25 protein-coding genes are annotated in these 24818 nt (G+C 66.4%); 16 read left to right on the forward strand and 9 right to left on the reverse strand.

The genetic code is table 11. From position 1 onward, the window contains the following. Positions 1 to 119: 119 nt before the first annotated feature. From CE453_RS03100 to CE453_RS03110, 3 genes are read right to left on the reverse strand one after another with little or no spacing between them, the layout of a single operon-like run. A complete protein-coding gene (locus tag CE453_RS03100; RefSeq protein WP_089173251.1) occupies positions 120 to 944 on the reverse strand; it encodes a heme ABC transporter ATP-binding protein in 825 nt (274 codons plus the stop codon). Then, the gene (locus tag CE453_RS03105) at positions 937 to 2019 is read right to left on the reverse strand and encodes a FecCD family ABC transporter permease (protein ID WP_089177672.1); all 1083 of its coding nucleotides are present in this window, start codon (positions 2017 to 2019) and stop codon (positions 937 to 939) included. The genes CE453_RS03100 and CE453_RS03105 overlap by 8 nt, the downstream gene beginning before the upstream one ends. Positions 2020 to 2036: 17 nt before the next feature. Beyond that, the gene (locus CE453_RS03110) at positions 2037 to 2990 is read right to left on the reverse strand and encodes a heme/hemin ABC transporter substrate-binding protein (protein ID WP_089173252.1); all 954 of its coding nucleotides are present in this window, start codon (positions 2988 to 2990) and stop codon (positions 2037 to 2039) included. A 364-nt stretch (positions 2991 to 3354) separates the two neighbouring features. Between CE453_RS03110 and hmuQ the strand changes: the two genes are divergently transcribed. From hmuQ to CE453_RS03125, 3 genes are all read left to right on the forward strand, one after another. Continuing rightward, positions 3355 to 3702, forward strand: a complete 348-nt coding sequence (gene hmuQ, locus CE453_RS03115; RefSeq protein ID WP_089173253.1) for a heme-degrading protein HmuQ — start codon at positions 3355 to 3357, stop codon at positions 3700 to 3702. A gap of 16 nt (positions 3703 to 3718) precedes the next feature. Next, a complete protein-coding gene (gene hutX, locus CE453_RS03120; RefSeq protein ID WP_089173254.1) occupies positions 3719 to 4231 on the forward strand; it encodes a heme utilization cystosolic carrier protein HutX in 513 nt (170 codons plus the stop codon). 134 nt (positions 4232 to 4365) lie between these two features. Continuing rightward, a complete protein-coding gene (locus CE453_RS03125) occupies positions 4366 to 5820 on the forward strand; it encodes a polysaccharide biosynthesis protein (protein WP_157732881.1) in 1455 nt (484 codons plus the stop codon). Positions 5821 to 5822: 2 nt separating this feature from the next. Here CE453_RS03125 and CE453_RS03130 read toward each other — a convergent pair whose 3' ends face one another. Beyond that, positions 5823 to 6545 carry a fused DSP-PTPase phosphatase/NAD kinase-like protein gene (locus tag CE453_RS03130; protein ID WP_248307926.1) on the reverse strand — a complete coding sequence of 241 codons (723 nt, stop codon included), beginning with the start codon at positions 6543 to 6545 and terminating at the stop codon, positions 5823 to 5825. A gap of 152 nt (positions 6546 to 6697) precedes the next feature. Here CE453_RS03130 and ppa point away from each other — a divergent pair, with 152 nt between their 5' ends. Then, the gene (ppa, locus tag CE453_RS03135) at positions 6698 to 7234 is read left to right on the forward strand and encodes an inorganic diphosphatase (protein WP_089173256.1); all 537 of its coding nucleotides are present in this window, start codon (positions 6698 to 6700) and stop codon (positions 7232 to 7234) included. 54 nt (positions 7235 to 7288) lie between these two features. Here ppa and CE453_RS03140 read toward each other — a convergent pair whose 3' ends face one another. Further along, a complete protein-coding gene (locus CE453_RS03140) occupies positions 7289 to 8164 on the reverse strand; it encodes an HpcH/HpaI aldolase/citrate lyase family protein (RefSeq protein ID WP_089177674.1) in 876 nt (291 codons plus the stop codon). Between the two features lie 148 nt (positions 8165 to 8312). On the opposite strand from CE453_RS03140, the gene CE453_RS03145 reads away from it, so the two are divergent. From CE453_RS03145 to CE453_RS03175, 7 genes are all read left to right on the forward strand, one after another. Beyond that, the gene (locus CE453_RS03145; RefSeq protein ID WP_089173257.1) at positions 8313 to 9074 is read left to right on the forward strand and encodes a DUF429 domain-containing protein; all 762 of its coding nucleotides are present in this window, start codon (positions 8313 to 8315) and stop codon (positions 9072 to 9074) included. Further along, positions 9071 to 10024: a threonine/serine dehydratase gene (locus tag CE453_RS03150; protein ID WP_089173258.1), complete on the forward strand. Its 954-nt coding sequence runs from the start codon at positions 9071 to 9073 to the stop codon at positions 10022 to 10024. The genes CE453_RS03145 and CE453_RS03150 overlap by 4 nt, the downstream gene beginning before the upstream one ends. Before the next feature lie 95 nt (positions 10025 to 10119). After that, entirely contained in the window at positions 10120 to 11181 is a 1062-nt protein-coding gene (locus CE453_RS03155; protein WP_089173259.1) for a MaoC family dehydratase, read from the forward strand. Between the two features lie 152 nt (positions 11182 to 11333). Continuing rightward, entirely contained in the window at positions 11334 to 11735 is a 402-nt protein-coding gene (gene sdhC, locus CE453_RS03160; RefSeq protein WP_198302244.1) for a succinate dehydrogenase, cytochrome b556 subunit, read from the forward strand. A gap of 11 nt (positions 11736 to 11746) precedes the next feature. Further along, positions 11747 to 12139, forward strand: coding sequence for a succinate dehydrogenase, hydrophobic membrane anchor protein (gene sdhD, locus CE453_RS03165; protein ID WP_248307927.1), 393 nt, complete (start codon positions 11747 to 11749; stop codon positions 12137 to 12139). Positions 12140 to 12143: 4 nt separating this feature from the next. After that, positions 12144 to 13976, forward strand: coding sequence for a succinate dehydrogenase flavoprotein subunit (gene sdhA, locus CE453_RS03170; RefSeq protein ID WP_089173261.1), 1833 nt, complete (start codon positions 12144 to 12146; stop codon positions 13974 to 13976). Between the two features lie 10 nt (positions 13977 to 13986). Then, complete coding sequence (locus tag CE453_RS03175; RefSeq protein WP_089173262.1) at positions 13987 to 14769, forward strand: succinate dehydrogenase iron-sulfur subunit; 783 nt, start codon at positions 13987 to 13989, stop codon at positions 14767 to 14769. A 147-nt stretch (positions 14770 to 14916) separates the two neighbouring features. Here CE453_RS03175 and CE453_RS03180 read toward each other — a convergent pair whose 3' ends face one another. Continuing rightward, positions 14917 to 16158 carry an NAD(P)/FAD-dependent oxidoreductase gene (locus CE453_RS03180; protein WP_248307928.1) on the reverse strand — a complete coding sequence of 414 codons (1242 nt, stop codon included), beginning with the start codon at positions 16156 to 16158 and terminating at the stop codon, positions 14917 to 14919. Beyond that, positions 16155 to 16958 carry a glutamine amidotransferase gene (locus tag CE453_RS03185; protein WP_089173263.1) on the reverse strand — a complete coding sequence of 268 codons (804 nt, stop codon included), beginning with the start codon at positions 16956 to 16958 and terminating at the stop codon, positions 16155 to 16157. Before CE453_RS03185 ends, CE453_RS03180 begins: the two co-directional genes overlap by 4 nt. 227 nt (positions 16959 to 17185) lie before the next feature. Here CE453_RS03185 and CE453_RS28415 point away from each other — a divergent pair, with 227 nt between their 5' ends. From CE453_RS28415 to CE453_RS03200, 3 genes are read left to right on the forward strand one after another with little or no spacing between them, the layout of a single operon-like run. Continuing rightward, positions 17186 to 17869, forward strand: coding sequence for a TetR/AcrR family transcriptional regulator (locus tag CE453_RS28415; protein WP_157732882.1), 684 nt, complete (start codon positions 17186 to 17188; stop codon positions 17867 to 17869). Then, on the forward strand, positions 17866 to 19101 hold the full coding sequence (locus tag CE453_RS03195) for an efflux RND transporter periplasmic adaptor subunit (RefSeq protein WP_089173264.1): 1236 nt from the start codon (positions 17866 to 17868) through the stop codon (positions 19099 to 19101). The genes CE453_RS28415 and CE453_RS03195 overlap by 4 nt, the downstream gene beginning before the upstream one ends. Positions 19102 to 19112: 11 nt before the next feature. Beyond that, positions 19113 to 22340 (forward strand): efflux RND transporter permease subunit, encoded by a 3228-nt coding sequence (locus tag CE453_RS03200; protein ID WP_089173265.1) that lies wholly within the window; start codon positions 19113 to 19115, stop codon positions 22338 to 22340. Positions 22341 to 22344: 4 nt separating this feature from the next. Here CE453_RS03200 and CE453_RS03205 read toward each other — a convergent pair whose 3' ends face one another. Then, positions 22345 to 22857 (reverse strand): winged helix-turn-helix transcriptional regulator, encoded by a 513-nt coding sequence (locus CE453_RS03205; protein WP_089173266.1) that lies wholly within the window; start codon positions 22855 to 22857, stop codon positions 22345 to 22347. Positions 22858 to 22945: 88 nt separating this feature from the next. Here CE453_RS03205 and CE453_RS03210 point away from each other — a divergent pair, with 88 nt between their 5' ends. Further along, positions 22946 to 23503, forward strand: a complete 558-nt coding sequence (locus CE453_RS03210; RefSeq protein WP_089173267.1) for a dihydrofolate reductase family protein — start codon at positions 22946 to 22948, stop codon at positions 23501 to 23503. A 31-nt stretch (positions 23504 to 23534) separates the two neighbouring features. Then, positions 23535 to 23867 carry a YciI family protein gene (locus tag CE453_RS03215; RefSeq protein ID WP_089177677.1) on the forward strand — a complete coding sequence of 111 codons (333 nt, stop codon included), beginning with the start codon at positions 23535 to 23537 and terminating at the stop codon, positions 23865 to 23867. Between the two features lie 35 nt (positions 23868 to 23902). On the opposite strand, the gene CE453_RS03220 is transcribed toward CE453_RS03215, so the two are convergent. Next, positions 23903 to 24808 carry a DMT family transporter gene (locus CE453_RS03220; RefSeq protein WP_089173268.1) on the reverse strand — a complete coding sequence of 302 codons (906 nt, stop codon included), beginning with the start codon at positions 24806 to 24808 and terminating at the stop codon, positions 23903 to 23905. Positions 24809 to 24818: the final 10 nt, after the last annotated feature.

Consider the following 24818-nt stretch of genomic DNA (forward strand, 5'->3'; position numbering starts at 1 on the left):
TTCGGAACAGGAGGCAAGCCATCGTGCCGCAGCCGTGAACCGGCGGTTGAGCGATATGGTGAAGGCGGGCTTTCGGCTGATTCACCATGAATCGCCGGTGAATCTTCGGCAGATATGCTTCAGGACGCCGGCTGGCTGCGGTGCTGTTGGGGCAGCAGGAAGGGCAGGCCCGGCGCCGGGGCCCGGCTGAGCGACAGGCCGACACGGAAGACCTGTTGCAGCAAGGCGTCGTCGAGGGTCTCGGCCGGCTTACCCTGCGCAATGACACGGCCGCGATCCATCACGACGAGATGGTCGGCATAGGTCACGGCGAGATTGAGATCGTGCAGTACGACCAGCACGGCAACCCCGCGCGCCGCAATGCTGCGAGCCATGTCGAGCAGGGCGAGTTGGTGGCAGAGGTCGAGACTGGCGATCGGTTCGTCGAGGAAAAGGGCTTGCCGCTCGCTGACGCTACGTCCGGCCTCGAGCTGGCAGAGCACGCGGGCGAACTGGACGCGCTGCTGCTCGCCGCCGGACAGTGTCTGGTAGCGTCGCCCGGCGAGATCGAGCACCCCAGCGGCGGTGAGCGACTCCGCCACGATGGCCTCGCGTCGCTGGCGCGTCAGTGCTCGGCCTACGCCGTCGACTCCGAGCCGAGCCACCTCGTAGACGTTGAAGGGGAAGGCGAGGCGGCTGTGCTGGGCCATCACGGCGCGCAGGCAGGCAAGCCGCCAGACCGGGATGGCGGCGAGCGCTTCGTCGCCGATCCGCACGCTGCCGCTGGCGGAGGCGAGCTCGCCGGTGAGGAGTTTCAACAGGGTCGACTTGCCGGCTCCGTTGGGGCCGATCAGGATCGTGGTCGATCCGGGCCTGAGATCGAGCGAGGCGTCCGCGACGAGCGCCCGCCCGCCGGCGCGGAAGCCGAGATTCCGGCCGGAGACGATCGAGGAGGCCTCAGACATCAAGGGAGCCTCCTGCCCGACGCAGCAGCAGCCAGAGGAAGAAGGGCGCACCGATCGCGGCGGTGACGATACCGATCGGCAACTCCGCGGGGGCGACGATCAGGCGCGCGGCAATATCGGCGGCGACGAGCAGGATCGCGCCGCCGAGCGCCGAGAGCGGCAGCAGCAGGCGATGATCCGGGCCGACGGAGAGCCGGATCAGATGTGGCACGACGATGCCGACGAAGCCGATCAGCCCGGCTGAAGCGACACTGGCTCCGACCGCGAGTGCGACGAGCAGGATCGCCAGTGCCTTGATGCGCTGGACCGGGATGCCGAGATGATAGGCTTCCGCCTCGCCCAGCATCAGCCCGTTCAGGCCCCGCGCCAGCAGAGGCATCGTCAGGAGCAGCGGCAGGATGATCGGGGCCACGGCCGAGAGCTTCGACCAGCTCGCGCCGCCGAGGCTGCCGAGGGACCAGAATGTCAGGTCGCGCAGCTGCTTGTCGTCCGAGACGAAGGCGAGCAGGCCTGTCAGCGCGCCTGAGAGTGCGCCCAGCGCCACGCCGGCGAGCAGCATCGTCGCGACCGAGGTGCGGCCACCGCGGGTAGCGATCAGATAAAGCGCCAGTGTCGAGATCAGCCCGCCGCAGAAGGCGCCGAAGGGCAGTACGGCGAAAGGCAGCTTCATCAAGGTGCCGGTCAGGAAACGATCGCCCAGGACGATGGTGGCCGCCGCGGCGAGCCCGGCTCCGGCCGAGACGCCGACGAGCCCCGGATCGGCCAGCGGGTTGCGAAAGAGGCCCTGCATCAACGCGCCCGAGACGGCGAGGCCAGCGCCGACCAGAAGGCCGAGCAACACGCGGGGCAGGCGGATGTTGAGTACGACGAGCGCGTCCCGGCCTTCGAGCAGCGGGGTGTCGTTGGCGAGTCTCGCCCAGAGGATTTCGGTCACCCGCCCCGGTGCGATGGCGATGGCGCCCTGGCCGATGGCGACGATGGCCAGCAGCAGGCAGCCCAACGCCAGGCCTGCCAGCACGAGAAGGCCGATGCGCCGGCGCCCGGCGATCAACCCAGACAATGACGCGGCCGCCATGGCAGGCGCGGCGAGCGTCACGGCGTGCTCGCCGTCTTCAGCTGCGGGATCGTGACCTCAGGATAGATCGCGGCCATCAGGTCGCGCGCGGCGAACGGCGTTCGCGGGCCGAAGCCGAGCAGGTAGAGCCCATCCATGTGCACGAGCCGCTTTCCTGCGGCGGCTGGCGTCTGCGAGAACGAGGGTAGCGCGAAAAGTTCATCCGGTGTGGTGTTGTGGGCGCTGCTGTTGCGCATCATCAGCACCAAGTCGGGGGCGGCGGCAATGATCGCCTCATCGGTCATCGGCTTGTAGCCTTCGATGTCGCTTGCGACGTTGGTGCCGCCGGCCAGCGTGATGATCGCGTCGGCCGAGCTGTTGCGGCCGCCGACGAGGGCACGTCCGCTCTGCAGAGAGAGCACGAAAAGCACGCGCTTCTTCGCCGGGAGCTTCGCGCGCAAGCCAGCGAGCTCGCCGAAGCGGGCGGTCGTCTGCGCGGCGAGACCTGCCGCGGGCTTGGCCGCACCCACCGCGGCACCGATCGCGGCGATCTTGGTGGCGACGCCCTCCGGTGTCAGGCCGTCGGCGATGCGTGCGATTCTCACACCGGATTCAATTAGCAGAGAGACGGCGTCGGGCGGCCCGGCACCATCGATCAGCATGATCAGGGACGGCTTCAGCGAGAGGACGCCCTCGGCCGAGAGCGCACGGACATAGCCGATATTCGGTTTGTCCTTGAGGGCCTCCGGCGGGAACTGGCTGGTCGAATCGACGCCGACGATGCGGTCCCGCAATCCGAGCGCGTAGAGCACTTCGGTGATCACGCCGCCGGCGACCACGATCTTGTCGGAACCCTGCGCCTGAACCGGCCCGAACCAGGGCCATCCCGATCCGATACCAGTGAGAAGCGCGAGGCCGATCGTGGCCGAAAGCGCGCGGCGGCCAAGCTTGCGGGTGCGTACGGCAATCGTCGGGGCCGGTTTTCCGGGCATGGGTGCGCCTCCTCCTGGGGACCAGGCCATTGCATTGCCGCGCGCGTGCGCAAAAGCTTGCTGCGCGGGCAGTTTAAAATCGTTCCAGTAAAGTAAATGCTAGTTTTTAATTTTTCAAAACAAGCATTTACCTAGCCATTATTGACGCAGATATTCGCCTTTACTAGAAGCGGTCAAGGGCAACGCGCGAGGCGATGTCGGTTTCGTCTGCGGCATCGCGTTGCATGGACGGGTCGCGACATCGCGCGGAATGATCGGGCCGGCTCGCCTGCTTCGGCAGGCGGGGAGGCATGATCGGCGTAGCCTGCCGCCCGGCGGCGCCGTCCCATTCGGCCATTATGGCCCTTCAGCGCAGGATCATCCGATGTTCATCGCCATGAATCGCTTCAAGGTCGTCAAAGGCGAGGAGGCCGCTTTCGAGACGGTCTGGTCCTCGCGCAAGAGCCGGCTCGACGAGATGCCGGGTTTCCTCTCCTTCCACCTGTTGAAGGGTCCGGAGAAGGACGATCACACGCTCTATTCCTCTCATACGAGCTGGGCCTCGAAGGAGGATTTCGTGAGCTGGACGAAGTCGGAACAGTTCCGCGAATCGCATCGCAGCGCCGGCCAGCCGCGGCCGAAGCCGCTCTATCTCGGCCACCCCGAATTCGAGGGCTTCGAGACGATCCTGAGCGAGACCAATCCGCATCTGCCCCGTCAGGCAGCCGAGTGAGGGGCGGGCGGTGACGATGGCCGAGGTCGCCCGCGATCCGATCGAGCACGCCCGTGCGCTGCTCGCCGCGAAGCCCGATGAGCTGATCGAGGCGATTGCGCGCGAGGCGGGTGTCTCGACCCGTACAGCGCTGGAATTGCTGCCGGCGGAGCAGCGGCTTTTCTTGGCGCCGGAGCGCTTCGAAGCATTGTGGCAGGATCTCGCCACTTGGGGCACGGTGCTGTTCCTGATGCACACGCCCGACATCGTGCTGGAATGCGAGGGCGCACTGCCGGTCGGCAGCTTCGGCCATGGCTACTACAATATCCATGGTGACAGTCCGATCGGAGGACATATCAAGGCCGAGAACTGCCGTGCGATCTATCTCGTCGACCGCGTGACCGCACAGGGGCGGCGGGCCTGCTCCGTGCAGTTCTTCAATGCGGCTGGCGAAGTGATGTTCAAGATCTTCGTGCGGCGAGATGCGAGTCGCGCTCTGCGGCCGGATCAGCTAAAGCGGTTCGAGGGCCTGAAGACGCGTTTCGTCTGAGCCGCAAAGCCACGGCGCGCATCTTGCGTCATGGGTTGCGGGCTACAAGGTCTGCACCGCCGGCCAGTGATGAAAGCTGTTAATCAATCATTAACCATAACGGCGCAGCGTTGCCGCCCGAGGGCCATGCGCTCATGATGCCGACCGATCAGGCCCATCAGGAGGGGCAGACCGGTGGGAACGAGCCCGGCTTGCCCGATGTTCCAGCCGTGGATGTCGATATGGCAACGCATGTCGTCATGGAGAGGGCAACTTTTCCGCCAAGCCGGCCATCCCTCGTGCTTGCCGCCGGGCGGCGCTTCGTGACGGAGCGTGCGCCGATTCTGCGCTCCAGCTTCGGCTCCGCAGTTCTGCTTGGGCTGCGCTTCGTCCAAGCTCGCCTGATTTCGGTGTGGGGGTTGATCGTCGCGGCGGCGCTCTGCCCGCCCAGCGTCTTCGCGGCGTTCGCCGTATTCTCCGCCGCCGCCAACTTCGTCTCGACCGCGTCGCTGTTGCGGCTCGAGGCGGTGTTCTTCCAGAGCAGCGATACCGCCCGGCTCGGCCTGGCGTTTCGTCTCACCACGGCGGTCGGAGCCGTATTTCTGTCGCTCACCGCGCTGGCCCTGATCGGGCTTGCGCTGTCGGGGTGGGTCGCACCGGCGGTCGCCTTTTTCTTCCTGATCTCGCTGACGGCACGGTCGATCCTGCGCCTGCTCTGGGCGGAAGCCACTGCGGAGGGCGATTTCCGCGCCATCGGCAACAGCAATGTCGTGCAGGCGGTAGTGCAGCCAGTCATCATGCTCGCGTTGATCGGCATCTTCGGTCCGAAGGCGCTGGCGCTGTTCATGGCCGATGCCTGCGGCCACGTTCTGGCGGCGTTCTATCTGCTGCGTCGGCGCTATAGGGCGTTGCTGCCTCTGGTCGATCCCGATCTCTGGAGCCGCGGCAGCCTGGTTGCGGCGGCCCATCATTGGCGGGATGCGCCGCGTGCCCTGCTGCCCGCGGCGTTGCTGGCCTATGGCTTCAGCATCGCCCCGATCCTGGCGCTGCCTTATGCCAGCAATGCGTTGCTCGCAGCGCATGTCGCCCTGGCAATGCGGTTGCTCGACATGCCGGCACAGATGTTCGGGACAGTTTCGATCCCGCTCGCGCTGAATCGGCTGCGCACCTATTCGGGCGCCCGCCGGCGCTTCTGGGTCAGGTTGATGACGCTGGGGCTGATCGCGGCTTCGGTCGGGTTGTTCGCGGCGGCGGCCGTGTTCGGCCATCTGGTCGATGGCTTTCTCGACGGCTCGCAATGGGATGGTGTCGGCGACGTCATCGCCCTCATGAGCCTGTTCTATTGCGGCATCGCGCTGGTCGGGCCACTGCAAGAGATCGCGACCTTGTCGCGCCAGCCGCTGTGGCAGGTCCTGACCAATGCGCTGGCGCTTGTCGCCATGATAGGAGTGATGCTGTGGTACGGCGCGCTGACGCCGGCGCTTCTCTTCGCGATAGGCGTGGTTTCGGTGGTGAGGACACTACTGCATGCCGTCTTCATCTGGCTGCACCTCGGCGATGCCGACGATGTCGCGGCCCGAGGGTTCGGCGCCGTCAGCGCCAAATCATAAAGCTATTCCCGCCGGATCAACCTGTCGGCGATCAGCGATGACAGCAATCCCGGCTTGAACTCCCGTTCGAGCCGCTCGGGATCGTAGACCTTCGCCACCCAGTCGAGAAAGGCGATGCCCTTGGCTTCTCCCTCGCGGCGATAGGCTTCGAAGAAGGCATCGAGGATGCCGGTCTTGGCAAAGCGGAAATGGCCGTAGCGCAGCGAGAGCTGGCCCATCGCCTCGGCGAGTGGCCGCTTCTCGTGGATCAGCAGGTAGAGCGCGGAGAAAAAGCCCGCCCGATCAGCGCCGGACTTGCAATGCACGAGCGCCGGCTCCTCGAGATCCGCGAAGAAAGCTTTGGCACCAAGGATCGTCTCGCGGTCAGGCGCGCCACGCGAGCGCAGCACGAAATCGACCAGTGCGATGCCGTGCCGTTCACAAGCCTCCTTCTGGAGAGGCCAGGAGCCATGCTCGCGCCCACCGCGCAGATTGACGATGGTCTTGATCCCCTTGCGTGCGAAGGCTGCGATCTGGCCGGGAGCCGGCTGGGCCGAGCGCCAGAGCCGCGGCGTAACGCGATGCGCGTTGAGGTAGGCCAGGCGAAAGATGCCGTGATCGACGAGCAGCATGTTGGCCCAGGCACGCAGGCGCGCACTCCGGCTCTCGATCGGCCGGTCCCAGCGGGCGATGCGGGCCATACGGCGGGCATAGCGCTCTTCGTCGGGGCGCAGGCGGTTCAGCAAGGCCTGGTCTCGGGGCTGTTCATGGCGCGCCGGATAGCAGCGTGGGCGCCCATGCGCAAATCATCTGACACGTTACGGCGATGGAAGGGGTTGGACTTTTCGCCGCGAACTTGCATAAGGCCCGGCAAAATTTCCAAGCGACAGGTTCCCTCATGCGCATCGATGCCATTTCCATCGGCAAGAACCCGCCCGAAGAAGTCAACGTCCTGATCGAGGTGGCGATCGGCGGCGAGCCGATCAAGTACGAGATGGACAAGGAGGCCGGCACGCTCTTCGTCGACCGCTTCCTCTACACGCCGATGCGCTACCCGGGGAACTACGGCTTCATCCCGCACACGCTTTCGGAAGATGGCGACCCTTGCGACGTGCTTGTCGCCAATACCCGCCCGTTGGTGCCCGGCTCCTACATCGCGGTGCGGCCGATCGGCGTGATGCTGATGGAGGACGAGGGCGGCGGTGACGAGAAGATCATCGCGGTGCCGGTGCCAAAGCTGACCAAGCGCTACGAGAACGTCCATAACTACACGGACCTGCCGAAGATCACGCTCGATCAGATCCAGCACTTCTTCGAGCACTACAAGGATCTCGAGCCCGGCAAATGGGTGAAGCTCAAGGGCTGGGGCGACGCCGCCATGGCCAAGAAGCTGATCGTCGAGGCGATCGAGCGGGCCAAGGCCGCGAAGGCGTAACGGCTTCGATCCCGAATGCCGCCGAGGGCCGCGCTTTGCGCGGCTCTTTCCGTTTCAGGCGGCGATCGCGTCTGCCAGCGCCACGGTGCGGCGCGCCATCTCGGCATGGAGCAGCTCGACCATGCGGCCGTCGAGCTGGATCGCACCCTTGCCGATATTCTCGGGCAAATCGAAAGCCGCGATGATCGCGCGTGCCCGTGCCAGCTCCGCTTCGTCGGGCGCGAACACCGTGTTTGCCGGCCCAACCTGGGAGGGGTGGATCAGGGTCTTGCCGTCGAAGCCGAGATCGCGACCCTGCTCGCATTCGGCGCGGAAGCCGTCCTCGTCCTTGATGTCGTTGTAGACGCCGTCGAGGATATCGAGGCTGTGGGCACGGGCGGCCAGCAGAGCGCTGGTCAGCCAGGGCAGCATCGTCGCGCGGCCAGGCACGAAGCGGGCGCGTGTCTCCTTGGCGAGATCGTTGGTGCCCATGACGAAACAGGCCAGTCGCGTGACGGGGTCGCGCGCGGCCTGCGCAATACGTTCAACATCGAGGATGGCGAGCGGCGTTTCGATCATCGCCCAAACGGAGATGGTCGGGTCGGCCCACAATCCGTCGAGCTGATGGCCGATCTCGTGCAGTGTATCGGGTGCGGCGACCTTCGGGATCAGGATGGCGGCCGGCTTTGCGGCTGCCGCGGCGGCGAGATCCTCCGCGAACCAGGGTGTGCCCAGGCCATTGACGCGGATGATGAGTTCGCGACGACCGTAGCCCCCCGCCTGCACCGCGGCGCAGACCTGCTCGCGCGCGGTTGCCTTGGCCTCGGGGGCGACGGCATCCTCGAGATCGAGAATCAGGACATCGGCTGCAAGTTCGCGCGCCTTTTCCAGCGCGCGGCTGTTGGAGCCGGGCATGTAGAGGGCGCTGCGGCGGGGGCGGATCGTCGTCATCATCTCTCCTGACACGGCCGGTGGGGGCGTCGTCGCATTTTCTCGACACGAACCGGTGTCGGCTTTGCTCAAAAATGCGTGGTGCTGCACTGCACAGTAGACGAACGCAGGTGCAAGGCCAGCGCTGCGAAAGGCGGAGGGAGTGGTCATGCGATGGCTGGCCGGGGTCGATGGCTGCAAGGCGGGCTGGATCGCTGCCGTCGCGCCGGCTGAGGGGCGCGATGCGGCGGCTATCCGCGTGCTGCCGCGTTTCTCGGATCTGTTCGCCGGCGAGATCGTGCCGGATATCGTTGCGGTCGACATGCCGATCGGCCTGCCCGATCGTGTGACAGGCTCGGGCCGTGGGCCGGAACAGGCCGTGCGTGCTTTGCTGGGCGACCGGCAGTCCTCGGTTTTCGCGATTCCCGCCCGCTGTGCCGTGGAAGCGGACGATTACGAGCAGGCCTGCGCGCTCGCGCTCGCTCATTCCGAGCCACCCCGGAAGGTGTCCAAGCAAGGCTTCAACCTTTTCCCGAAGATCCGCGAGATCGATACGGTGCTGCGGGCCGAGCTCGCGATGTGCAAGCGCGTCTTCGAGATCCATCCCGAGCTGGCCTTCAGGACGATGAAGGGCGAACCGCTCACCTATCCCAAGAAGATCAAGGGCGTGGTCAACCCGCCCGGCATGGCCGAACGTCGGGCCTTGCTTCAGGAGGCCGGCCTTCCGCTGGAAGCGGTCTCGGCGCGCCCGCCGCGCGGTGCGGCCGCGGACGATCTGCTCGATGCGCTGGCGGCGCTGGTCGTCGCTCGGCACATTGCCGCCGGGCGCGGAAAGCCCTTTCCCGATCCGCCGGGACGCGATAGCCACGGTCTTCCCATCGCGATCTGGACCTTTGTGTCCCAGACAGTTTCACGCAGGATCGAGCCATGAGCGAGCGCCCCGTCACCCGCCCGATGATCGAGGAGGCTGCGGCCCGCATTGCCGGCCATGCTCGGGTGACACCGGTGATGCGGCTGGGGCCTGGCGCGCTGGGTTCCGAAGGAGACATCTCGCTCAAGCTCGAATGCCTGCAGCATGCCGGCTCGTTCAAGACGCGCGGCGCCTTCAACAACCTGCTCTCGCTCACGGTGCCTGCGGCGGGCGTCTCGGCCGCGTCGGGCGGCAATCACGGCGCGGCCGTGGCCTATGCGGCGATGAAGCGCGGCGTGAAGGCGACGATCTTCGTTCCCGAGATTTCGCCCACGGCCAAGATCGAGGCGATCCGTCGCTTCGGCGCCGAGGTCGTGGTCGGGGGCGCGCAATATGACGACGCGCAGGCGGCCTGTGACCGTTTCGTCGTCGAGACCGGCGCGCTCAAGATCCACCCCTTCGCCGCGAAGGAGACGATCACCGGCCAGGGCACGCTCGGCCGCGAGTGGGATCTGCAGGAGCCCGATCTCGACACCGTTCTCGTCGCGGTCGGCGGCGGCGGCCTGATCTCAGGCATCGCGAGCTGGTTCGCCGGTAGCAAGGTCAAGGTCGTCGGCGTCGAGCCCGAAGGGTCGCGCGCCCTGCAGGCGGCGCTGGATGCGAAGGGGCCAATCGAGGTCAAGGTCGCTTCGGTTGCCGCCGACTCGCTGGGCGCGCGCAATGTCGGCCAGCTCGTCTACGATGTCTGCAAGGGTGCGGTCGACCATGTCGCGCTGGTGCCGGATGCTGCGATCACGCAGGCGCAGGCCGCGTTGTGGCGCGATTTCCGTCTCGCGGTCGAACCCGGTGGGGCGGCGGCCTTTGGGGCGCTGATCAGCGGCGCCTACAAGCCCGCGAAAGGAGAGCGGCTCGGCGTGCTGGTCTGCGGGGCCAATGTCGACCTGGCGAAGCTGGCGACGATCGCGGGCTGACGGGCTGTGGCCCTTTCCGGGCGCTGCTGCTTTCGTCGGGGCTGGACGCCGCTCTTGGTTGCGACGCAATATCGCCTGCCATCAGGAGGCGATCCATGCCCGGCACGACCGCCAAGACCAGTTCCGGCCGCTTCTTCGAGGATTTCCACCTCGGTGACGTCATCGTCCACGCGACGCCACGCACGGTAACGGCCGGCGACGTCGCGCTCTATACGGCACTCTACGGCCCGCGTTTCGCGGTGCAATCCTCCGAGGCTTTCGCGCAGGCGATCGGTTATCCGGCGGCGCCGGTCGACGATCTACTGGTCTTCCACATCGTCTTCGGCAAGACGGTGCCGGATGTTTCGCTCAATGCTGTGGCGAATCTCGGCTATGCCGACGGGCGTTTCCTCAAGCCCGTCTTCGTCGGCGATACGATGACGACGACGTCCGAGGTCATCGGCCTGAAGCAGACCTCGGCCGGCGACGCCGGCATCGTCTATGTCCGCTCCATCGGGCGCAACCAGAAATCCGAGATCGTGCTGAGCTATGCGCGCTGGGTCCTGGTGCGCAAACGCCGGCCCGGCACGCCGGCTCATGCCGAGCAGGTGCCGGAGCTGGCGAAGGCGGTGCTGGTCGAGGAACTGGGCGAAGGCTGCCCGCCACTCGATCTCGCCGCCTATGACGATGCGCTGGCCGGCTCGCGCTTCCGCTGGGGCGACTACGCGGTCGGCGAACGCATCGACCATGTCGATGGCATGACCGTCGAGGAGGCCGAGCACCAACTCGCGACCCGGCTCTACCAGAATACCGCTCGGGTGCATTTCGACGCCCATGCCGCGCAGGGGAGCCGCTTCGGCAAGCGGCTGATCTATGGCGGCCATGTCATCAGCCTGGCGCGGGCCCTCTCCTTCAACGGCCTGGGCAACGCCTTCCACATCGCCGCGATCAATGGCGGGCGCCATGTCGCGCCGCTCTTCGCCGGCGATACCGTCTATGCCTGGAGCGAGGTGCTGGCATGCGCCGAGATTCCGGAGCGCAGCGATGTCGGGGCGCTCAGGCTGCGCCTCGTCGCCACCAAGAACTTGCCTTGTGATGCCCATCCGCTCAAGGAAGGGGAGCAATACGCGCCGGGCGTGGTCCTCGATTTCGATTATTGGGCGCTGTTGCCGCGGTAAGCTTTTCGCAACGAAATGACGAATTTCAGAATCTGTAACTTCGTTCTGCGCATGCCGCATTGCAGCGCCGGAACGGTTTCGTTAGAGAACCAGTCACTCTAGAATGATCCCAAATGGGTCCGCCGCTGTCCGACGGGCCGCTTGATCGGAGAATGATATTGGCCGAGGTCAAGCCCGCGGCTCGCCCGCTTTCACCGCACCTGCAGATCTACCGCTGGTCCTGGACGATGGCGATGTCCGTCGCCCATCGCGTCACCGGGACGGGGCTCTATCTCGGCACGGTGCTGATCGCCGCCTGGCTGGTCGCCGCTGCTTCGGGCCCTGCCGCCTTCGACACGGCGCAGTGGATCGCCGGCTCCTTCCTCGGTCGGCTCGTGCTCTTCCTCTACAGCTTCTCGCTGATGCACCACATGGTCGGGGGCCTGCGCCACTTCGTCTGGGACACCGGCAAGGGCTACGAGCCGCAGACGCGCATGGCCATGGCCAAGTTCACCCTCGTCATCTCGGTGGCGCTGACGGTCCTGATCTGGATCGTCGTGCTGGCGACGCGCTGAGGAGACCTCCGATGCAATCCAACTCCTCGATGCGCACTCCGCTCGGCCGCGTCCGTGGCCTGGGATCGGCCAAGTCCGGCACCGGCCATTTCTGGCTGCAGCGCGTCACCGCCGTCTCGAATCTGATCCTGACGGTGATCTTCGTCTTCATCGTGATCGCGCTGGTCGGCAAGCCGTATCCGGCCGCGGTTGCGCTGCTCTCGCATCCCTGCGTCGCCATCCTGATGCTGCTCTTCATCCTCTCGGCCTGCATCCATATGCGGCTCGGCATGCAGGTCATCATCGAGGACTATGTCCATGAGGAGGGTCCCAAGATCCTCGCCGTCATGGCCAACACCTTCTTCGCCATCGCTGTCGGCGCGGCCAGCGTCTACGCGGTGCTGAAGCTGTCTTTTGGAGGCTGATCCCATGGCGATCACCAGAGCACGCCAGGTTCCGGCCTATACCGGCCAGGCCTACGCGATTACCGACCACACCTTCGACGTGGTCGTCGTCGGCGCCGGCGGTGCCGGGCTTCGCGCCACGGTCGGCTGCTCGCAGGCCGGCCTGCGCACCGCCTGCATCACCAAGGTGTTCCCGACCCGCTCGCATACCGTCGCGGCCCAGGGCGGCGTCGCCGCCTCGCTCGGCAACATGGGCAAGGACACCTGGCAGTGGCACATGTACGACACCGTGAAGGGGTCGGACTGGCTCGGCGACCAGGACGCCATCGAATATCTGGTGCGCAACGCGCCGGCTGCCGTCTACGAGCTCGAGCATTGGGGCGTGCCCTTCTCGCGCACCGAGGACGGCAAGATCTATCAGCGTCCCTTCGGCGGCATGACCACCGAGTTCGGCGAGGGCCCGCCGGCCCAGCGCACCTGCGCCGCCGCCGACCGTACCGGCCACGCCATGTTGCACACGCTCTATGGCCAGGCGCTGCGCTACAACACCGAATTCTTCATCGAGTTCTTCGCCATCGACTTGATCATGGACGAGGAAGGCCATTGCCGCGGCGTGATCGCGCTCAAGCTCGATGACGGCACGCTGCACCGCTTCCGCGCCCAGCAGACGATCTTGGCGACGGGCGGTTATGGCCGCGCCTATTTCTCGGCGACTTCGGCCCATACCTGCACCGGTGACGGTGGCGGCATGGTGCTGCGCGCCGGCCTGCCGCTGCAGGACATGGAGTTCGTGCAGTTCCACCCGACCGGCATCTACGGCGCCGGCTGCCTGATCACGGAAGGCGCCCGCGGCGAGGGTGGCTACCTGACCAATTCCGAGGGCGAGCGCTTCATGGAGCGCTACGCCCCCTCCGCCAAGGATCTCGCCTCGCGCGACGTCGTCTCGCGCTCGATGACGATGGAGATTCGGGCGGGTCGTGGCGTCGGCAAGAACAAGGACCACATCTACCTGCACCTCGACCATCTCGATCCGAAGATCCTGCATGAGCGCCTGCCGGGCATCTCGGAGAGCGCGAAAATCTTCGCCGGTGTCGACGTGACGCGCGAGCCGATCCCGGTGCTGCCGACGGTGCACTACAACATGGGCGGCATCCCGACGAACTTCCACGGCGAGGTGTTGACCAAGGTCGGCGGCGACCCGGACACGGTGGTGCCGGGCCTGATGGCGATCGGCGAGGCGGCTTGCGTCTCGGTGCACGGTGCCAACCGCCTCGGCTCGAACTCGCTGATCGACCTCGTCGTCTTCGGCCGCGCGGCCGGTCTGCGCTGCGCCGAGACGGTGGGCGCCGGCGAGAAGCAGCCTGAACTGCCGAAGGACTCGGCCGATCTCGCGCTCACCCGCCTCGACAAGTACCGCAACGCTTCGGGTGCCACGCCGACCGCCGTGCTGCGCGACCGCATGCAGCGGACGATGCAGAACAACTGCGCCGTCTACCGCACCGGCGAGACGCTGGAAGAAGGTTCCAAGCTGATCCATGAGGTCTGGGGCGGCATCACCGATATCGGCACCAAGGACCGCTCGCTGATCTGGAACTCCGACCTCGTCGAGACGCTGGAGTTCGACAACCTGATCACCCAGGCGGTCGTCACCATGGACTCGGCGCTGAACCGTCCGGAAAGCCGCGGCGCCCATGCCCGCGAGGATTATCCGAACCGCGACGACAAGGACTGGATGAAGCACACCCTGTCCTGGATCGACGACGAGAAGCGCACGGTCACGCTCGATGAGCGGCCGGTGCATACCTACACGATGTCCAACGACATCGAGTACATCAAGCCCAAAGCGCGGGTGTACTGAGGACGATCTGATGGCTGAATTCAATCTTCCGAAGAACTCTCGCCTGACCGAAGGCAAGGCCTGGCCGAAGCCGGCCGGCAAAAACGTCACCGAGTTCAAGATCTACCGCTGGAGCCCGGACGACACCGAGAATCCGCGCACCGACACCTATTATGTCGATCGCGACGATTGCGGGCCGATGGTTCTCGATGCGCTGATCTGGATCAAGAACAAGGTCGACCCGACGCTAACCTTCCGCCGCTCCTGCCGCGAAGGCATCTGCGGCTCCTGCGCCATGAACATGGACGGCAAGAACGGGCTCGCCTGCACCACCGGCATCGACGAGTGCGGCGCCAAGGGCAAGGTCACGATCTACCCGCTGCCGCACATGCCGGTGGTCAAGGACCTGGTGCCGGACCTGACGCGTTTCTATGCCCAGCACGCCTCGATCGAGCCCTGGCTGCAGACGACGACGCCGGCCCCCGAGAAGGAATGGCGCCAGGCCAAGGGCGACCGCGAGAAGCTCGACGGTCTCTACGAGTGCATCCTCTGCGCCTGCTGCTCGACCTCCTGCCCGAGCTACTGGTGGAATGGCGACCGCTATCTCGGCCCCGCTGCGCTGCTGCAGGCCTATCGCTGGCTGATCGACTCGCGCGACGAGGCGACCGGCGAGCGCCTCGACAATCTCGAGGATCCATTCCGGCTCTATCGCTGCCACACCATCATGAACTGCGCGAATGCCTGCCCGAAGGGCCTGAACCCGGCCAAGGCGATCGCGGAGGTGAAGAAGATGATGGTGGCGCGCCAGGTCTGAGCCGGCGCGAACGCTACTGGCGCGGCCGTCCGACGCGACGGCCTGCGCTTCCGGTGCTCACGTACGGATGTACGCTCCGCTCCGGTTCTCGGCCGCCGCTCCGGCTGACTCACGCCAGCGCATTCGCGCGCAGCTCAGCAATGTCTGTCAGGACATATACCGCCCTGGCCGGAACGGTGCCGGATCGATCGGCGGCTTTTCTCTGCAGACCATAGCGGCGATCATCTCGCCCGTGATCGGTCCGGTCGAGAAGCCGATATGTTGGTTGCCGAAGGCGAGCCAGAGGCCGGGATGGCGCGGCGCCTCTCCGATCATCGGAACCGAATCCGGCAGGGTCGGCCGCGCGCCACGCCATGTCTCTCCAATGACCTCGCCTAACGGGAAGGCTTCGCGGGCCGAGGCCGTCGCGCTGTCGATCTGGCGGTGGTTGTCGGGCGCGTCGCGGAACGACAGGTCGACGCCGCTGGTGATGCGATAGCCCTGTTCCATCGGCGCCATGTAATAGGCGCCATCGACGTCGTAGACCGGTCGCGCCAGATTGGTGCCCGGCTGCGGCTTGAGATGGCGATGGTAGCCGCGTTCGACGTCGAGCCGGGGATCGAGGCCGAGCGGCTCGAGCAGATCGCCGCTCCAGGGCCCGAGGGCGACGACCGCGATATCGGCGTCGAAGGCGCCCTTCGTCGTGCTTGCGCGCCAGCCGGCTCCCTGGCGGGCAAGGGCGGTGACCTCGGCCCGCTCGATGCGCCCGCCACGTTCGGCAAAGAGGGCGGCATAGGCGGCGGTGACGGCGCCGGGGGAATCGACCGAGCCGACGGACGGAATCAGCAGCCCGACCGGGAAGATCGGGTTCAGGCTCGGCTCGACGGCCGAGATGCCCTGCCGGTCGAGGATCTGCGACGCGATGCCGTGGCGCTTCAGGAAGTCATGCTCGGCCTGCGCGCCTGCATGGCCGGCCTCGGTGCGCCAGAGCTTCAGCGTCCCGTTCTCGCGCAGGCGATGCGCCACGCCTGCCTCGGTCATCAGGGCGCGATGGCGGTCGACCGTGCTTGCCGTCAGGGCCTGCAACGCAGCGATCCGAGCAGCGGCCTGCGAGGGGCGGGCCTCCCAGAGGAAGCGCAGCAGCCAGCCAGGCCGGGTGAAGGCGCGGCGCCAGCTCAGGTTGAGCGCCGGGTGGCGGTTGCCAAGGTAGTCGGCGATCTTCGCATAGAGCGAGGGGTTGTTGAGCGGCACGATCGAGGAGGACGCGAGCACGCCGGCATTGCCGTAGGAGGTTTCGCGCCCCGGCTCCTTGCGGTCGATCAGCGTGACCGCGATGCCGCGCTTCTGGAGCGCAAGCGCACAGGAGACGCCGACCATGCCGGCGCCGAGAACGAGGGCTGTGCGGGTCACGCGGGCTCCGTGGCAGTGTCTGCCGGCTGCTTCAGCCAGTGGTCGAGGAAGGCGTCGAGCCAAAGCCGGATCGCCGGGTCATGCTGGAACCAGCCGGGGACATGGGTGTGGCCGAGCTGGGCGCCGGGCATGAGCGTCCGCTCATAGCCGCGCACCGACCAGCGATACATCATCGCGGGCGTGACTTCGGGATGGAACTGGATGCCATAGACGCGCGAGGCGGCGCGGATGGCCTGGGTCGGGAAATCGCCGCTGGTGGCGAGGCATTCGGCTCCATCAGGGCAATCGAAGCCATCGCGATGCCACTGGTAGACGGTGCCGGGCCAGACGAAGCCTGCAGAATCGGCATGGCTCCTGCCGGCGTCGGTGATCGAGAGCGGATAGTAGCCGACCTCGGCCCGGCCTTCTCCATGGGTGTAGACGCGCGCGCCCATGTGACGAGCGAGCATCTGCGCGCCGAGGCAGATGCCGAGGAAGGGCGCGTCTTCCTTCAGGCAAGTGCCGATCCAGTCGATCTCGGCCTTGATGAAATCCTCGGAATCATTGGCGCCCATCGGGCCGCCGAAGATCACGGCGCCGGCATGGTCGCGCATCGTCCCCGGCAGCGGGTCGCCGAAGCGCGGCTTGCGGATGTCGAGTGCATGGCCGCGAGCCTGCAGCAGCCGGCCGACGCGGCCGGGGGTCGAGTGTTCCTGGTGCAATACGATCAGCACCGGCTTGGGCGGCGGCGGAGCCTGTCGCGTTGCGGCGGTCGGGCGGGGGCGTCGGGCCGGGCGGAGAGGAAAGGCGTGCTCGTTCATCACCGACGTCGGACTCGCTTGCGCGCAGCCCGCTGCAAGAGGGCGCGTGAAGCCATGGCGGACCAGGGCAGCATGAAGTTCCAGACGGAACGAAGCAAGCGATTTGTGGACGGAAAGCGCGCGCTCGCTTCGCAACGGAACCCGTTCAGATCCTCCTATCAGCGAAGAAAGACCCAACCGTGGCAGACGGCCTCTCCTTGACCTCGCCACAATCGGCTGCGATGAGAATGAACGTTCATTCTCATCTTTTGCCAGCAATGCCCCCGCATCTCATCGTCGCTCCCACCGAACCTACGCTCTCCGAGCGCCATATCCGCATTCTCGACGCAGCCGAGCATGTCTTCGCGCGCGCTGGCTTTCATACCGCGACGATGCAGGACGTGGCGGCCGAGGCCGGGATGAGCCCGGGCAATCTTTATCGCTACTTCAACTCCAAGGATGCGATCATCGCGGGCATGGCAGAGCGCGACCGCAGCACGATCGCAGCGGATTTCGCGGCGCTCTGCCCGAGCCGGGGGCCGCTGCTCGACCAGCTCGAGGAGCTGGGCCGCAAGCATCTCGTGCACCAGCCGCGCGAGAAGGCGGTGATCGCGTTGCAGATCTGGGCCGAGGCCGCGCGCAACGAGGACATGGCGCGAATGTGCGCGGGGATCGAGGAAACCTTGATCGGCGGCCTCGTCGCCGCGCTCTCGGAGGCCAAGCGGACGGGCGAGCTCCCGGCGGATCTCGACGAGCAAAGCTTTCTGCTGGCGATCTCGATGATGGCCGACGGATTTTTTTGCCGCCGTGCCATCGAATCCAGTTTCGACGCCGACGTCGGCGCCGACGTCCTGTTCAGGAGCATGCGCGCGCTCGCCCACGCCATGCCACTCCCTGCAACGCAGATGCAATCAATGGAGACGCAATCGTGACGCCCGATCCTGCCGCGCCGCGTCGTCTTGCCATTGCAGCCGAGTCCGCTCCGATGAATTTTCTCGCTCCCGTCCTGCGTGCCCTGTTTCCAGCGGTCCTGCTCCTCGCGACGGCTGCCGCGCCGGCTCTCGCCGAACCTTCCGCGGAAGCGTCTGCGGCGGGCCCGTCCGTGACCGTCACCCATGCCAAGACGACAGAGATCGTCCAGAGCGTCCTCGTCTCCGGCTCGATCATCGCGCGCGAGGAGGTGCTGGTCTCGCCGCAGGTCGACGGGCTGTCGATCGTGGCTGTGCTGGCGGAGGAGGGCGACAAGGTTACGCAAGGCCAGGTCCTGCTGCGGCTCGATCGCACGACGCTCGACGTACAGAAGGCGCAGAACGACGCCCAGATCGCCCGCGCCGAAGCAGCGATCGCGCAGACCAATGCCCAGATCGCCGAGGCCGACGCCAATCTGGTGCAGGCCAACAATGCCTTCGACCGGACGAAGGCCCTGCGCGACAGCGGCAATGCCAGCGTCGAGACCTACGATCAGCGCGCTGCCGCCGCGCGCTCGGCCCAGGCCCGCGCCAATTCCGCGCGCCAGGCGCTCGCCATCGCCAATGCCGATCTCGTCCTGGCGAAAGCCCAGGGGCGGGATATCGACGTCAAGCTGGCGCGAACCGAGATCAAGGCGCCGCAAGCCGGCATCGTCAGCCGTCGCACCGCCAAGCTTGGCGCAACGGCAAGTATGCTGCCGACCTCGGAGCCGCTCTACCGGATCATCGCCGACGGCGCCGTGGAGCTTGAAGCGCAGGTCGCCGAAGTCGACATCCCGGCGTTGAAGATCGGACAGTCGGTCGCTGTCACGCCCGCCGGCGCCAAGGAGGCACTCAAGGGCACGATCCGCCTGATCGCTCCGGAGGTCGACAAGGCCTCGCGGCTCGGCCGGGTGCGCGTCGCGCTCGAGGGCAACCCGCCGGTCGCGATCGGCTCCTTTGCACGCGGGGCGATCGAGACCGGCCGCAAGCAGACGGTCACCCTGCCGCTTTCGGCCATCACCTATACGCGCAGCGGGCCGACCGTGCAGACCGTCCAGAACGGCAAGATCAAAACGCGCAAGGTGACGCTCGGCCTCACCGGCGGCGGCCGGGCCGAGATCGCAAGTGGCCTCGCTGCGGGCGAGACGGTGGTGGCGCGCGCCGGCACCTTCGTGCGCGACGGCGATCTGATCACGCCGGTCGCGACGAACTGACGGGGCGGGCGATGCGCATCAACTTCTCCGCCTGGTCGATCCGAAAGCCGGTTCCCGCGATCCTGCTCTTCGTCGTGCTGTGCGTGCTTGGCCTGCTCGCCTTCTCGAAGCTGCCGGTCACGCGCTTCCCGAACATCGACATTCCGCTGATCTCGGTGACGGTGACGCAGTCCGGCGCCGCTCCAGCCGAGCTCGAAAGCCAGGTCACCAAGCGCGTCGAGGATTCGGTCGCCAATGTTCCCGGCGTCAAGCACGTCACCTCGACGCTGACCGACGGGCAGTCGCTGACGCTGATCGAGTTCCGGCTCGAAACCAATACCGACCGCGCCGTCAACGACGTCAAGGATGCCATCGCCAAGATCCGGGCGGATTTGCCGCGCACCATCGACGAGCCGGTGATCCAGCGCATCGACGTCGAGGGCCAGTCGATCCTGACCTATGGCGCGGCCTCGGCCGGCATGACTCTCGAGCAGCTCTCCTGGCATGTCGACGATGTCGTCGCGCGCGAGTTGCAGGGGCTGAAGGGCGTCGGCCGGGTCGAGCGCTATGGCGGTGTCGATCGCGAAATCCGGATCTCGCTCGATCCGGACCGGCTGCTGGCGCTCGGCATCACCGCTGGCGAGGTCAACCGGCAGGTGCGGGCGACCAATGTCGATCTCGCGGGCGGGCGTGGCGAGGTCGGCGGGCAGGAGCAGGCGATCCGCACGCTCGCTGGCGCCAAGACGGTCGCCGAGCTGGCCGAGACCAAGATCACGCTGACCGGCGGGCGCGAGGTGCGGCTCAAGGATCTTGGCCGCGTCGAGGATTCGAATTCCGAGCCACGTGCCTTCGGGCGGCTCAACAAGAATCCGGTTGTCACCTTCGCCGTGTTCCGCTCGAAGGGCTCGAGCGAGTTGTCGGTGAAGGAGGTCGTCCAGCAGCGCATCGACGAGCTCAACAAGCGCTATCCGGATATCAAGATAACGCCGATCGACGATGCCGTGGCCTATACCCACGGCAACTACAAGGCGGCGATGGAGACGTTGCTGGAAGGTGCGGCGCTCGCCGTCATCGTCGTCTTCCTGTTCCTGCGCAACTGGCGTGCCACTCTGATCACCGCGATCGCCCTGCCGCTTTCGGCCATCCCTACGTTCTGGGCGATGGAGCTGATGGGCTTCTCGCTTAATCTCGTCAGTCTGCTCGGCATCACGCTGGTGACCGGCATCCTGGTCGACGATGCCATCGTCGAGATCGAGAACATCGTCCGGCACATGAAGATGGGCAAATCGCCTTATCGTGCCGCGATGGAGGCGGCCGACGAGATCGGGCTTGCCGTCATCGCGATCACCCTGACCATCGTCGCGATCTTCGCGCCGGTCTCCTTCATGGGCGGCATCGCCGGGCAGTATTTCCGGCAGTTCGGCCTGACTGTCGCCGTCGCGGTGCTGTTCTCGCTCCTGGTGGCGCGCCTGATCACGCCGATGATGGCCGCCTATCTGATGCGGCCGGTGAAGCATGCCGATCCCAAGGACGGCTGGATCATGAGCGGCTATGTCGGGCTGCTGAAGAGCACGCTGAAGAAGCGGCGCATCCCGTTCTTCCCGCGCTTGGACGGTTCAGGTGGATGGCGGACGCTGCCGTTCAACACGGCCTATGCGACGCTGATCGTCGGCTTCCTCTTCCTGTTCGGCTCGATCCAGGCGACGCAGCTGCTGCCGACGGGCTTCATCCCGGACGAGGATACCTCGCGCGTCGTGGCCTCGGTGGAGCTGCCGCCAGGCGCGACGCTCGACGACACCCGCGTCACCACGGACAAGCTTGTCGATGCGCTCAAGACCATTCCGGAAGTGCGCGACGTCTTCGTGCTCGGCGGCGCTTCACCCACCGGCCAGCGCGAGGTACGGCGCGCTGCCGTCTTCATCCTGCTGAAGCCGAAGGCGGAGCGCGACATCAAGCAGAAGGAGCTCAAGGTCACCATCGCCGAGAAGCTCGCCAGCGTGCCCGACGTGCGCGCCTGGTATGTCAACGAGCGGGGCGAGCGCGAGATGGCCTTCTCGATCCTGTCGAAGGATGGCGATGCGCTGGACGAGGCCGTCGCGCGCATCGAGGCGCGGATGCGCGAGGTGCCGGGCTATCTCAACGTCGCGACCGCGGGCTCGCTGAGCCGGCCGGAGCTGCGCGTCACGCCGAAGCTGGAGGAGGCTGCCAATCTCGGCGTCACGCCCGAGGCGATCTCGGAGGCGGTACGCGTCGCGACCATCGGCGATGTCGGCGCCAACCTCGCCAAGTTCAACGCCGGCGATCGGCAGGTGCCGATCCGCGTCCAGCTCGACGAGGCGGCCCGCACCGACATGCGCAACATCGCTGCGCTGCGCGTGACCAATGCCAGTGGCGTTTCGATCCCGCTGACCGCCGTCGCCGATGTCGGCTTCGGCGAGGGGCCGAGCTCGATCGACCGCTACGACCGGGTCCGGCGCGCGCAGATCGGCGCCGACCTCAAGCGCGGCTTCGAACTCGGCACCGCGCAGGACAAGTTCCAGGAGATCGTCAAGGAGGTCGGCCTGCCGTCGGGGGTCTGGGTCGCTGCGACGGGCGATGCCGAGATCCAGGGCGAGGTCGTGGACGGCTTCATCACCGCGATGACCACCGGCCTGATGCTGGTGCTGACGGTGCTGATCCTGCTCTTCGGCTCGGTCTTCCAGCCGATCACCATCCTGCTCTCGCTGCCGCTCTCCTTCGGCGGCGTGGTGATTGCTCTGCTGGCGACGCACAACGCCGTCTCGATGCCAGTCTATATCGGCCTGCTCATGCTGATGGGCATCGTCACCAAGAACGCGATCATGCTGGTCGATTTCGCGGTGGAGGAGGTCGGCCGTGGCAAGGACCGGATGACGGCGCTGCTCGAAGCCGGCCGCAAGCGCGCGCGCCCGATCCTGATGACGACCATCGCCATGGCGGCGGGCATGATGCCCTCGGCCTATGGTGTCGGGGACGGCGGCGAGTTCCGCGCGCCGATGGCGATCGCGGTGATCGGCGGGTTGATCGTGTCGACGATGCTCTCGCTCATCTTCGTGCCATCCTTCTATGCGGTGATGGACGATCTCTCGCATCTGACGGGGCGCCTCTTCGGCCGCTTCTTCAGCAAGGCGGAAGACGAAAGCAGCTGGGAGCCGATCCACGACCCCGAGCATGCGACGCCGGGCGAGGCGACGGCGGAGGCGATGGGCCGCAAGATGCCGCCACGGCTCGCGGCGGAGTGAGAGGTCAGGAGGAGGCTTCGGCTTTCTCCTGTTTCCGCGCCAGTGCGTCCCGATAGGCCTGTGTCAGTTCTTCCAGCACGGATTGCTCGGGCTTGGGCGCGTCGAGATGCAGGTGCCGCAGCTCCTGCATGAAGCGCTCCCAGAGATCCGGGCCGCCTTCGGCCAGGATTTCGGCGCGGATCGACAGCTCCTCGGTGACGGGCAGGAAACGTCGGCCCCAGTCGCCCATCGCGGCGAAGACGGGTACGAGCGCGATGCCCATCTCGGTCAGGCTGTAGATTGCCTTCTGCTTGTGGGTAGCGTCGTCTCGGCGCGAGAGAAGCCCCCGTTCGACCAGCCGTTTCAGCCGATCGGCGAGGATGTTCGAGGCGATGCCTTCGTCTGACTTCGCCAGCAATTCGCGAAAATGCCGGCGGTTGCCGAACATGATGTCGCGCAGGACGATCAGGCTCCAGCGATCTCCCAGGATTTCCAACGTCAGGTTGATCGGACAGCCCGAACGGCCGATCTCACGCATGCTTACCTCCAAACCAGTTGCAATATAAAATCAGTTCAGCTACACAGCAACTGATTGCAATTCGCAACTGGTTAGCGGAGGGAATGCCATGGCCAAGCTGATTGTCTGGAATCTGGTGACACTGGACGGCTTCTTCGAAGGGGCGGAGAAGTGGGATCTGAGCTTCCACAACGATGCCTGGGGCGAGGAGCTGGCCGAGCTGAGCCGGGACTTCGGCAACAGGGCCGGGCTGCTTGTCTTTGGCCGGGTCACCTATGAGGGCATGAAGACCTACTGGACGACGGCCGAGGAGGAGACGGAGACCAAGGCCTATATGAACGCGCTGCCGAAGCTCGTCGCCTCGCGCAGCCTCACCGGCTCCGATTGGAACAACACCAGCGTTACGGCCGACATCGTCGGCGAGATCGCGAAACGACGGGCTGCTCCGGGCAAGGATATTTTCGTCTTCGGCAGCGCCGAGCTGGTCGATTCGCTGCTGAAAGAGAAGCAGATCGACGAGCTGATGCTCGCGCTGGTGCCGGTGCGGCTCGGGCAAGGCACGCGGCTCTTCAAGGAGGGTAGCGAACGGCGGAAGATGGCGCTGCTGGAAAGCCGGCCGTTGAAGAACGGCACTGTGGTGTTGAGGTATGCGGTCGCGGCCGAGTGAGAGGCGGCTTCGAGCCAAGGGAGGCACGTCCATGCCCAAGTTCGTCACGATCGGATATGGCGACGCGGCCGGCTACGCCCGCACATCCAGCTCGGTCAGAGACGCCGCCCATGCCCGGGATGCGAAGCTGAGGGCCGAAGGCGCGGTAATGGGAATTGCCGGCATGCCGGTGCAAGTCCGTAATACAGAGGCCCTCGGCGTGGAAATCCGCGAGGGGGCGTTCATGTCGTCTGGCCTGCCGATCGCCGGTTTCGCCATCATCGAGGCCGCCGACCAGGACGAGGCCATCGAAAAGGTCTCGCAGGTGCCGTGCGCGGTGGCGCATGGCGTTGTCGAAGTCTGGCCGTTGGAAGAGAGAAGCTGATCCGGGCCGAGGCTCGCTCGGACCCAATATCCCCGTCAGCCGCGCCGCACCATCAGCACGGCGGCTAGGATGGCGACGCCGCCGAACGCCTGCACCGGGGTCGGCTGCTCGCCGAAGATCGCCCAGGCGGCGAGCACGCTGACCAGCGCCGGCCAGACCATGACGAGCGAGGCGGCGCTGGCGCCATAGCTGCCGAGCGAGAGCGTGATCAGCCCCTGGCCCAGCGCGTGCGAGACGAGGCCGAGCCCGATCACCGCGAGCCAACCCTGCAGGCTCATCGGGATGATCTGCTCGTGCAGCACCAGTGCAGCGACGAGGCAGAAGACCGCGCAGACGAGGCTGGAGATCAGGCTGACCAGCCCGGCATCGGCGCGGCCGCGCGCACGGCCAACGGCGAGGATGTAGGCGGCGTAGGACATCGCCGCGCCAAAGGCGAGGGAATCGCCGAAGAGATTGCTCGAGGCCGCGGGATTGCCGGTGAATTTCGGAAGAACCAGCAGCAACGCGCCGGCGATCGCCAGCATCAGCGCGCCGAGGATGCGGCGCGTGGGCTTGTCGCCCAGGATCAGCCAGCCGCCGAGCACGACGCCGACGGGCGCGAGATTGCCGAGCAGCGAGGCGTTGGCGATCGTCGTGAAGCCGAGCGAGGCGTTGAAGAGCGCAACGTCGATGCCGAACAGCAGGCCCGCGAGCGCGGTCGCGCCGAGGGCGCCGCTGCCCAGCGGAGCTGCGCCCCGCGGCTTACGCCGCTCGAAGGCGGTCCAGGAGACCAGCACCGGCATGGCGAAGAGCATCCGCCAGAAGCCTGCGGCTGCCGGGCCGACATCGCTCAGCCGAACGAAGATGCCTGAGAAACCGATGAAGGTCGCACCCGCAAACAGGGCGACGAACATGGCGAGCGCCGGCGAAGCGGGGCGGACGGGAATGGCTGGCGCGGACATGATGGGCTGC

The sequence above is a fragment of the Bosea sp. AS-1 genome, from assembly GCF_002220095.1.
Classification (GTDB): Bacteria; Pseudomonadota; Alphaproteobacteria; order Rhizobiales; family Beijerinckiaceae; genus Allobosea.

Bases quoted from the DNA above. Each gene is read 5' to 3' on its own strand.
- CE453_RS03100 (WP_089173251.1), bottom strand. From the start codon at position 944: ATGTCTGAGGCCTCCTCGATCGTCTCCGGCCGGAATCTCGGCTTCCGC.
- CE453_RS03105 (WP_089177672.1), bottom strand. From the start codon at position 2,019: ATGGCGGCCGCGTCATTGTCTGGGTTGATCGCCGGGCGCCGGCGCATC.
- CE453_RS03110 (WP_089173252.1), bottom strand. From the start codon at position 2,990: ATGCCCGGAAAACCGGCCCCGACGATTGCCGTACGCACCCGCAAGCTT.
- hmuQ (WP_089173253.1), top strand. From the start codon at position 3,355: ATGTTCATCGCCATGAATCGCTTCAAGGTCGTCAAAGGCGAGGAGGCC.
- hutX (WP_089173254.1), top strand. From the start codon at position 3,719: ATGGCCGAGGTCGCCCGCGATCCGATCGAGCACGCCCGTGCGCTGCTC.
- CE453_RS03125 (WP_157732881.1), top strand. From the start codon at position 4,366: ATGATGCCGACCGATCAGGCCCATCAGGAGGGGCAGACCGGTGGGAAC.
- ppa (WP_089173256.1), top strand. From the start codon at position 6,698: ATGCGCATCGATGCCATTTCCATCGGCAAGAACCCGCCCGAAGAAGTC.
- CE453_RS03140 (WP_089177674.1), bottom strand. From the start codon at position 8,164: ATGACGACGATCCGCCCCCGCCGCAGCGCCCTCTACATGCCCGGCTCC.
- CE453_RS03145 (WP_089173257.1), top strand. From the start codon at position 8,313: ATGCGATGGCTGGCCGGGGTCGATGGCTGCAAGGCGGGCTGGATCGCT.
- CE453_RS03150 (WP_089173258.1), top strand. From the start codon at position 9,071: ATGAGCGAGCGCCCCGTCACCCGCCCGATGATCGAGGAGGCTGCGGCC.
- CE453_RS03155 (WP_089173259.1), top strand. From the start codon at position 10,120: ATGCCCGGCACGACCGCCAAGACCAGTTCCGGCCGCTTCTTCGAGGAT.
- sdhC (WP_198302244.1), top strand. From the start codon at position 11,334: ATGATATTGGCCGAGGTCAAGCCCGCGGCTCGCCCGCTTTCACCGCAC.
- sdhD (WP_248307927.1), top strand. From the start codon at position 11,747: ATGCAATCCAACTCCTCGATGCGCACTCCGCTCGGCCGCGTCCGTGGC.
- sdhA (WP_089173261.1), top strand. From the start codon at position 12,144: ATGGCGATCACCAGAGCACGCCAGGTTCCGGCCTATACCGGCCAGGCC.
- CE453_RS03175 (WP_089173262.1), top strand. From the start codon at position 13,987: ATGGCTGAATTCAATCTTCCGAAGAACTCTCGCCTGACCGAAGGCAAG.
- CE453_RS03185 (WP_089173263.1), bottom strand. From the start codon at position 16,958: ATGAACGAGCACGCCTTTCCTCTCCGCCCGGCCCGACGCCCCCGCCCG.
- CE453_RS28415 (WP_157732882.1), top strand. From the start codon at position 17,186: ATGAACGTTCATTCTCATCTTTTGCCAGCAATGCCCCCGCATCTCATC.
- CE453_RS03200 (WP_089173265.1), top strand. From the start codon at position 19,113: ATGCGCATCAACTTCTCCGCCTGGTCGATCCGAAAGCCGGTTCCCGCG.
- CE453_RS03205 (WP_089173266.1), bottom strand. From the start codon at position 22,857: ATGCGTGAGATCGGCCGTTCGGGCTGTCCGATCAACCTGACGTTGGAA.
- CE453_RS03210 (WP_089173267.1), top strand. From the start codon at position 22,946: ATGGCCAAGCTGATTGTCTGGAATCTGGTGACACTGGACGGCTTCTTC.
- CE453_RS03215 (WP_089177677.1), top strand. From the start codon at position 23,535: ATGCCCAAGTTCGTCACGATCGGATATGGCGACGCGGCCGGCTACGCC.
- CE453_RS03220 (WP_089173268.1), bottom strand. From the start codon at position 24,808: ATGTCCGCGCCAGCCATTCCCGTCCGCCCCGCTTCGCCGGCGCTCGCC.